The following is an 8004-nucleotide window of genomic DNA, read 5'->3' as shown; positions in this document are numbered from 1 at the left end:
TTTTCTTCCAGTTCAATGGCATCTTTAATATATGACTTTAGATAGAGGTATTCAGGGTATTCGTCGAGTTCACTTGCACGTTTCACCAAAGAAGCAAAGGCATACTGTCTCACATCTTCTGGTAAGTTATCGTAGAATTCATACTTGAGAATACGTCTAAAGTTATTGAGGTTTGCGTTGAATCTGAGAGGATTTACGAATGATGCAGAGGCTTTTTGAAGCATCTTGTCTAAGATAGTCTCACCATCATGGCTGAATGCCGTATGTCCAATGTCATGTAGAAGACCTACGATCTTTCCTATCTTGAAAAAATTCAGGTCAACATCATCTCCCAATTGTGCACTGAGATGATTGAGCATATACTCTGTGCTTAACCCTACTTCGATGGAGTGGCTGTAGCGGTTTCGTATACTGTCTTTTGTATGTTTAGAGAGATACATCGGGATATCTTTCAGACGTACAAAAACCTTATGTCCTACTATCCCAAGTTCACATTCTTCTACTGCAATGTGATAATGTTCTCTGTTCATAATGCCCTTTCAGGGGTTATTTTTTACTTACCCTCTGACATTCACTTACAAAGTGTTTTGCATTTTCTACAGGCACATCAGGAAGGATCCCGTGCCCGAGGTTAAAGATATGTCTTTGTGTCCCCATGATCTTCTGGATAGCTTCTACAGATTCTGTTGTTGCTTCCTTAGAATAGAGTCTACATGGCTCCATGTTTCCTTGAAGTACATATCTGTCACCAAGTTTCTCTTTAGCCATAGCCATAGATGTTCCCCAGTCTACACCAAATACATCGAAGTTACCATACACACCACCACGTTCTATAAATGGTGATACACCTTTAGGGAACATGATGATAGGAGTATCAGGATACTTTGATTTAAGGTAGTCTGCTATCTCAACCATATACTTCCATGAGAACTCATCATAGTTATCTGGTTCTATCGCTGCTGCCCATGAGTCAAAGATCTGTACTACGTCTATACCTGCCTGGATCTGTTTTTCCATGTACAGCTTAACCACTTCAGTCACTTTAGCAAGAATGTTATGGAGAAGTTCAGGGTTTGAGTACATCATCTTTTTACAAATGTTATAGGTCTTTGTTCCCTGCCCTTCTATCATATAGGTTGCTAATGTCCATGGAGCACCTGTAAAACCAATAAGTGCTATCTCATCGCCTCTTTCATCCAATTGCTCTCTTAAGAGTTTGATCGTATCAAAAACATAAGTGAGTTTACTTGCAGCTTCATCACCACCGATAAGTCTGTCCAAGTCTTCCTGTGACGTTAACGGGTCAGAAAACTTTGGTCCTTCACCTTTCACAAAACTCAAGTCCATACCCATTTCATCTGGGATAACAAGAATGTCTGAGAACAAGATCGCGGCATCTACACCGACGATGTCCAATGGCTGGATCGTTACTTCTGCTGCTTTTTTAGGATCATGACACAAGTTAAGGAAGTTTCCTGCTTCAGCACGTACTGCCATATATTCAGGCAAATAACGGCCTGCTTGCCTCATCATCCATACTGGTGTGTATGGTGTCTCTTTTCCAAGACATGCATCTACAAATATTTTACTCATTATTTACCTACTTTTCCTAAAAAATATAACCCAACTGAAACAGCAGTGATAGAGAGTGCAAGATATAACATATCTAGCGCGCCACTATATTGAGTATAACCGACTTTTTGAAAAAATCCTACAACTAAAACCATAACAATAACTTTTGAAATTTTATCTTTAAGCTGGTCTAGTGAATGAATTGCCAAAAGTTGTGTTTCATCATGTTCTGATTCTTTAGCTACATCTATCTCTGATATGAAAAGTTCATATAAACCAAATGCAAAAAGTAGCATTACAACACCGATAAGGTATAAGTCAACTGCCCCAATGATTCCACCGATTACATCCTGGTGGAAATTTTCCGGATGCGTTCCAGATAAGTATGTTGCTACAACATACTTAGCAGTTACTATGATATCAATACTTGCAACTGCAAAAAGTATTACAGCACCAATAAGACCAAATACTACCGCTAATATCACAATAAATCTAGAATTCCATAAAGTACTTTCAAATAATCTTTCTAACATTAAGCATTTTCCTCTAATTTGATCCATTTTAGAGCAATACGTACTGCATTTGTAGCTGCTCCTACTCTTACTTGATCTGCTACACCCCAAAGGTGTATGATATTTTTGGCATAGATATCTTTTCTGATACGCCCAACATATGTCTCATCTGTATCCGTTGCAGTCAAAGGCATAGGGTATTCATTTTTCGACATATCATCTATAACAGTCACATTTTCAAAATTATCCAGTACTTCTCTTGCTTTATCTACATTTACATCTACATCATTTTCAAATGTGATCGTAATAGACTCAGAATGGCTTCTTAGAACCGGTACACGTACACATGTCGCAGAGACTGCAAAATCACTGTGCATGATCTTATTGGTCTCGTTTACCATTTTCATCTCTTCTTTGGTGTAACCATTTTCCTGCGGTACATCAATATGTGGAATGACATTCAGTGCTATACGGTGTGCAAAAGCTTCTACTTTTGCTTCATCAAGTGTAAAGTTGAAGAAGGCTTGCATCTGTGTCACAAGTTCTTCCATCCCTGCTTTTCCTGCTCCACTCACTGCCTGGTACGTACTTACATCTACTCTTTTAATACCATATAGGTCATGAAGAGGTTTAAGAAGTTGTACCATCTGGATAGTAGAACAGTTAGGATTAGCGATCACCCCTGACTCTTCCCAGAGTGCGATGTCTTCAGGATTTACTTCAGGTACCACAAGTGGCACCGTTGGATCCATTCTGAAGTGAGACGTGTTGTCTATGACCACTGCTCCGGATTCTACTGCATACTTTGCATAGTGTGCAGAAATGCTTCCACCTGCTGAAAAGAATGCAATGTCAATATCTCTACCTTCAAAAACTTCTTCAGTCAGCTCTTCTATCTTGTAGACAGACCCTTTAAACTCAATAGGATCACCTGCAGATTTTGCACTTGCCAAAGGTAAAAGATTTCCTACAGGAAAGTCTAGCTCTTCCAAAACTCTAAAAAGCTCTTCACCTACCGCGCCACTTGCACCAACTACTGCTACGTTATATTTATTCACGTTATTCTAATCCTAATGTATTATCTGTTTCTTCACCGTTTTCTTCATCCGGTGTCTCTTCTTTTTGACATTTTGCAATACTTACAACTTTGTCTTTTGCCTCAACGCTAACGATCTTCACACCTGAAGTATTACGTCCTGCTTTACGGATGGTTTCCATATCTACACGTATCATCTTACCGATACTTGTTAAACACATCAAGTCTTTGTCTTCTTCTACAAATACTACACCTACAACATCACCGGTCTTAGGTGTGAGTTTCATAGAGATAACTCCTTTACCTGCACGGTTTTGTTCACGGTATTCACTTGCAGTTGTACGTTTACCAAGACCTTTTTCACTCATCATAAGCAATTCATCTTCTTCATTTTCGATGGTGATTCCTCCACACACGTAGTCACCTTCGATTTTAAACTTGATCGCAGTCACACCACGTGCCACTCTACCTATCTCTCTTGCATCTTCTACTTTAAATCTGATACATAGACCTTTTTTCGTTGCAACAAAGAGCCATTTCGTATCTGGCTTAACGATCTTAGCTTCTACTAAAGCATCATCTTCATCAAGGTTGATCGCTCTTACACCATTAGATCTGATATTTGAGTACTCAGAAAGGTTTGTTCTCTTCACGATACCATTTTGAGTAAAGAACACAAGTCCTTTATCCGCTTCAAAGTCAGTGGTCGGAATGATCGCCATGATCTTCTCATCCTGCTGAAGGTTAATAAGGTTTACAACCGCCTTACCTTTAGCCGTACGAGATCCCTCAGGGATACGATACACTTTGAGCCAGTAGAGTTGTCCTCTGTCTGTTACGAACATGAGTGTATCATGTGTATTTGACGTAAAGAACTTTTCGATGAAATCATCATCGTATGTCGTAACGGCTATCTTACCTTTACCACCACGATGTTGTTTTTCATACTGCTTGACCGGTACACGTTTGATGTAACCACGGTGTGTGATCGTCACAACCATTGGCTCATTAGGAATAAGGTCTTCGATATCTATATCATCATAATCATCTACAATCTCTGTACGACGTGGTGTTGTATACTTATCACGTACTTCTACAAGTTCTTCACGGATGATCACGTTGATCTTATCTTCACTTTTCAAGATGCCTTCAAGTTCTGCGATGAGTCTAAGAAGTTCAGCAAGTTCACTTTCAATTTTTTCTATCTCAAGACCTGTAAGACGTCTAAGTCTCATCTCCATGATAGCTTTTGCCTGAATCTCTGAAAGTTTGAAACGAGACATGAGATTTTCTCTTGCCTCAACATCATCTGCAGATGCACGGATGATCTTTATTACCTCATCAATATTATCTACCGCGATCTTGAGACCTTCTAAGATGTGCGCTCTTGCTCTTGCTTTTTCAAGTTCGAAGATCGTTCTTCTGATCACAACCGTTTTTCTGTGTTTCAAGAAAAGATCAAAAAGTTCCATAAGTTTAAATACTTTTGGTTCCTTATTCACGATCGCAAGCATGATGATACCAAACGTCACTTGCATCTGTGTACTTTTGAAAAGGTTGTTAAGGACTATCTCAGACATCGCATCACGCTTAAGCTCGATAACCACACGGATACCTTCTCTGTCTGATTCATCACGAAGCTCAGAGATACCTTCTATATGTTTATCACGTACAAGTTGTGCAATGTTCTCTATAAGTCTAGACTTATTGACCTGGAAAGGAAGTTCATCAATGATGATGATCTCTTTAGAACCTTTTTGTTCAATGTGCGTCTTTGCACGTACTTTGATACGTCCGCGTCCTGTCGTATATGCATCTGTGATACCCTTACGGCCAAAGATGATACCACCTGTTGGAAAATCAGGACCATGCACGATCTTCATCATATCTTCAATCGTTGAATCCGGATTGTCAATACGATGAATGTGTGCTTGAACGATTTCATCAAGTCTATGAGGAGGAATATTTGTAGCCATACCAACCGCAATACCGCTTGAACCGTTAAGCAGAAGGTTTGGTACACGTGCCGGGAGTACATCGGGCTCTTGCATAGAGTCATCGTAGTTTGGTGTAAAGTCTACAGTATCCTTGTCTAGATCACTCAGAAGTTCTTCTGCTATCTTTGTCATACGTGCTTCGGTATATCTCATCGCTGCAGCGTTATCACCATCGACAGAACCAAAGTTTCCCTGACCATCAACAAGCGGTGCCTGCATGGAAAAGTCTTGTGCCATACGTACAAGTGCATCATAAACAGAGTTGTCACCATGCGGGTGATACTTACCGATAACATCACCGACGATACGTGCGGATTTTTTATAAGGACTTCTGTGTGCGAGATGAAGATCGTTCATCGCATAAAGGATTCTTCTATGTACAGGTTTTAACCCGTCTCTTGCATCTGGCAATGCCCTACCTACGATGACACTCATTGAGTAGTCAAGGTAACTTGCCTTCATACTATCTTCGATTAACACTTGTCCGGTATTTTGGTTCTCGTCAAACAGATCGCTCATGCATTTCCTTATTGTGTAAAAATTGCCTTCATTGTATCTAACATCGCCTTAATAAAAAGTCTTAAAACGGCTTAAAATCGAAGCTAGGTATCTTAAAATGGATTTAACATGAATTTAACACTATTTCTATATAATGCATGATAAATTATATTATCAAGGAAAAATAGTGCCAATTGAACAAATAAAAGATGTCGTGGATTATGGGGTAATAGGTTTACTCTTTTTCTTGAGTTTTATCACCTTTGCATATGCGATAGAGAGAGTACTTTTCTACCGTGCAGTAAGATTAGAAGACTATAAACATAAACAAGCACTTGAACTTGACCTTTCTAAACGTCTTGCAACGATCGCATCTATAGGATCAAATGCACCGTATATTGGCTTGCTTGGTACAGTACTTGCAATTATCCTTACCTTTTACATCATTGGGGACCAGCAAGATACGATAGACCCTGGTGAGATCATGAAACACCTGGCTCTTGCACTTAAAGCCACAGCAGCCGGTCTGGTAGTGGCTATCCCAGCGACTGTACTTTACAATGCACTGCTTACAAGAGTAGATACGCTTCTGGTAAAGTGGGAAATACTTCAGGATGAAAAGTAAGTATGAGACGTGAACGCTTTGACAAGATGAATGTTGTACCATTCATCGATATCGTTCTGGTACTGCTGGTTATCATACTGGCCACATCCACATTTGTAAAAAATCAGACGATAAAAGTTGATCTGCCAACTGCGAGCTCAAAAAAGAGTGAAGAGAAAAAAAGTATACATATTTCTATAGATAAAGAGGGTAAATTCTTTTATAACAAAGATGCATTGACTATTGACCTTATAAGAGAGAAGCTTATGCAACTTGATCCTAAAAAAGATATAATTTCTTTACATATGGATAAAGCTTCTGCATTTGAGTACTTTGTAAGTATTATAGAGATTCTTAAAGACAAAGGCTTTGAAAATATCTCTATCATGACAAAGAAGTAATATTTTTGTGCGATTTATAAAAGGTATCGTAAGTGATACTAATGCTCTTCCTAGTTTAATCACGCAACGCGTGCCTTTGTCATGGCGAACGCCCTTGAAAGTGGAGCGATTCGAGAGCCATGACGCTTTTTTGCTTCGTTTTTTCTAAAAAAATGAAGAGAAAAACAACGCCTCAATCAAGCTGAGTGGAATTTAGATAAATTAAAAAAATTACTCTGTCATCATTCCATAGGGACGTTTCAACTTTTCAGTTAACTGATGTAAACTCACTGTACGTCCTTCTCTCGCAAACTCACGTCCATCCATAAACACGATCATCGTTGGTACTGAAAAGACTTGAAATTGAGCAGAGATCTCCGCGTTTTCATGTGCATCAAGATAGATCTGCTTAAGCTGTGGAAAGTTCGCATCAAACACTTCTTTGAATTTAGGTCTTAATGCATGACATACATTACAGTGTTCTCCAGAGAAGTAAAGTAATACCCCTACTTCAGTTCTTATGGTATTTTGTAGTTCTTCCAACGTCATACATTATCCTTAATCATTTTTGAAATTATAACGATTAGGAACTACAACTCAGCTTCTGATTTTTAAACGCATCAGGTGTTGCCCCTGCCCATTTTTCAAACTCAGGATGTTCATCAAACGGATTTTGAGCAATTTTAAACAGATCATCCACGAGAGAGAAGTCACCTTTCTCGGCTGCATCTATAGCTTCTTGAAGCATGTAGTTCTTTAAAACATACTTTGGATTGGCTGCCAACATTTGCTCTTTTCTTACTTCTGTATCTATGGTTTTAATACGTTCATCATATCTATCTAGCCATGCATTCATAGGCTCATGATAAAACCCAGTACTTAACAGTGCGGTTCTGTCTCCTTCATAGTGACTCAGTGTTCTAAGAAAGAGCGTATAATCCACACGTAACCTTTCCAGCATATCCAACATGTCATCAATGAGCTCAGGATCACCCTCTATAGTCCCTGGAAGTCCAAGCTTTTTACACATATAGTAGTGAAAATAGCGCATATAGATCTTATCATACATCGCTAAGTTCTTTTCCATCTTCTCTATAGTTGTTAAAGGGCTTAGTGCCTTCATAAGTGAACGGAGATTCCACTTGGCTACTTGTGGTTGATTCGCAAAACTATAACGTCCATGTTGATCGGTATGGTTACATATATTGTCATGACGGAAATCATCTAAAAAGGCATAAGGACCATAATCTATCGTCAGCCCTGCAATAGACATATTGTCAGTGTTCATCACACCATGGTTAAAACCTACAGACATCCACTGTGCCATAAGCCTTGCAGTGATGATCATCACATCATTAAATAGTAGGGTATAGCGATTTTCTTTACCCTTGATATGAGGGAAATT

At 39.0% G+C, this 8004-nt stretch carries 9 protein-coding genes; 2 read left to right on the top strand and 7 right to left on the bottom strand.

The features are described from left to right. From ABYK33_RS11575 to gyrA, 5 genes are all read right to left on the bottom strand, one after another. Nucleotides 1-530, bottom strand: a 530-nt coding sequence (locus tag ABYK33_RS11575) for an HD domain-containing protein (RefSeq protein WP_373033382.1), incomplete at its 3' end; no start/stop codon positions are given. Between the two features lie 16 nt (nucleotides 531-546). Next, nucleotides 547-1593 (bottom strand): uroporphyrinogen decarboxylase, encoded by a 1047-nt coding sequence (hemE, locus tag ABYK33_RS11570; protein ID WP_373033381.1) that lies wholly within the window; start codon nucleotides 1591-1593, stop codon nucleotides 547-549. Continuing rightward, nucleotides 1593-2105: a YqhA family protein gene (locus tag ABYK33_RS11565; RefSeq protein ID WP_373033380.1), complete on the bottom strand. Its 513-nt coding sequence runs from the start codon at nucleotides 2103-2105 to the stop codon at nucleotides 1593-1595. The genes hemE and ABYK33_RS11565 overlap by 1 nt, the downstream gene beginning before the upstream one ends. Then, nucleotides 2105-3142 carry an aspartate-semialdehyde dehydrogenase gene (locus tag ABYK33_RS11560; RefSeq protein WP_373033379.1) on the bottom strand — a complete coding sequence of 346 codons (1038 nt, stop codon included), beginning with the start codon at nucleotides 3140-3142 and terminating at the stop codon, nucleotides 2105-2107. Before ABYK33_RS11560 ends, ABYK33_RS11565 begins: the two co-directional genes overlap by 1 nt. Before the next feature lies 1 nt (nucleotide 3143). Continuing rightward, entirely contained in the window at nucleotides 3144-5636 is a 2493-nt protein-coding gene (gene gyrA / locus ABYK33_RS11555; protein WP_373033378.1) for a DNA gyrase subunit A, read from the bottom strand. Nucleotides 5637-5802: 166 nt separating this feature from the next. On the opposite strand from gyrA, the gene exbB reads away from it, so the two are divergent. Together exbB and ABYK33_RS11545 are read left to right on the top strand one after the other, a co-directional pair. Beyond that, nucleotides 5803-6240 carry a TonB-system energizer ExbB gene (gene exbB / locus ABYK33_RS11550; RefSeq protein WP_373033377.1) on the top strand — a complete coding sequence of 146 codons (438 nt, stop codon included), beginning with the start codon at nucleotides 5803-5805 and terminating at the stop codon, nucleotides 6238-6240. A gap of 2 nt (nucleotides 6241-6242) precedes the next feature. After that, nucleotides 6243-6620 carry an ExbD/TolR family protein gene (locus ABYK33_RS11545; RefSeq protein ID WP_373033376.1) on the top strand — a complete coding sequence of 126 codons (378 nt, stop codon included), beginning with the start codon at nucleotides 6243-6245 and terminating at the stop codon, nucleotides 6618-6620. Between the two features lie 210 nt (nucleotides 6621-6830). Here ABYK33_RS11545 and ABYK33_RS11540 read toward each other — a convergent pair whose 3' ends face one another. Next, nucleotides 6831-7148 carry a thioredoxin family protein gene (locus ABYK33_RS11540; RefSeq protein WP_373033375.1) on the bottom strand — a complete coding sequence of 106 codons (318 nt, stop codon included), beginning with the start codon at nucleotides 7146-7148 and terminating at the stop codon, nucleotides 6831-6833. Between the two features lie 34 nt (nucleotides 7149-7182). After that, nucleotides 7183-8004 (bottom strand): protein adenylyltransferase SelO family protein (locus ABYK33_RS11535; RefSeq protein WP_373033374.1); only part of this gene is annotated, 822 nt, incomplete at its 5' end.

The sequence above is a fragment of the Sulfurovum sp. genome (assembly GCF_041562805.1).
Classification (GTDB): domain Bacteria; phylum Campylobacterota; class Campylobacteria; order Campylobacterales; family Sulfurovaceae; genus Sulfurovum.
The sequence above is the reverse complement of the archived record's forward strand: the minus strand, read 5'-3'. Positions and strand labels throughout refer to the sequence as shown.

Coding starts and splice junctions, on each gene's coding strand:
- ABYK33_RS11565 (WP_373033380.1), bottom strand. CDS start 2,105: ATGTTAGAAAGATTATTTGAAAGTACTTTATGGAATTCTAGATTTATT.
- ABYK33_RS11540 (WP_373033375.1), bottom strand. CDS start 7,148: ATGACGTTGGAAGAACTACAAAATACCATAAGAACTGAAGTAGGGGTA.
- hemE (WP_373033381.1), bottom strand. CDS start 1,593: ATGAGTAAAATATTTGTAGATGCATGTCTTGGAAAAGAGACACCATAC.
- ABYK33_RS11545 (WP_373033376.1), top strand. CDS start 6,243: ATGAGACGTGAACGCTTTGACAAGATGAATGTTGTACCATTCATCGAT.
- gyrA (WP_373033378.1), bottom strand. CDS start 5,636: ATGAGCGATCTGTTTGACGAGAACCAAAATACCGGACAAGTGTTAATC.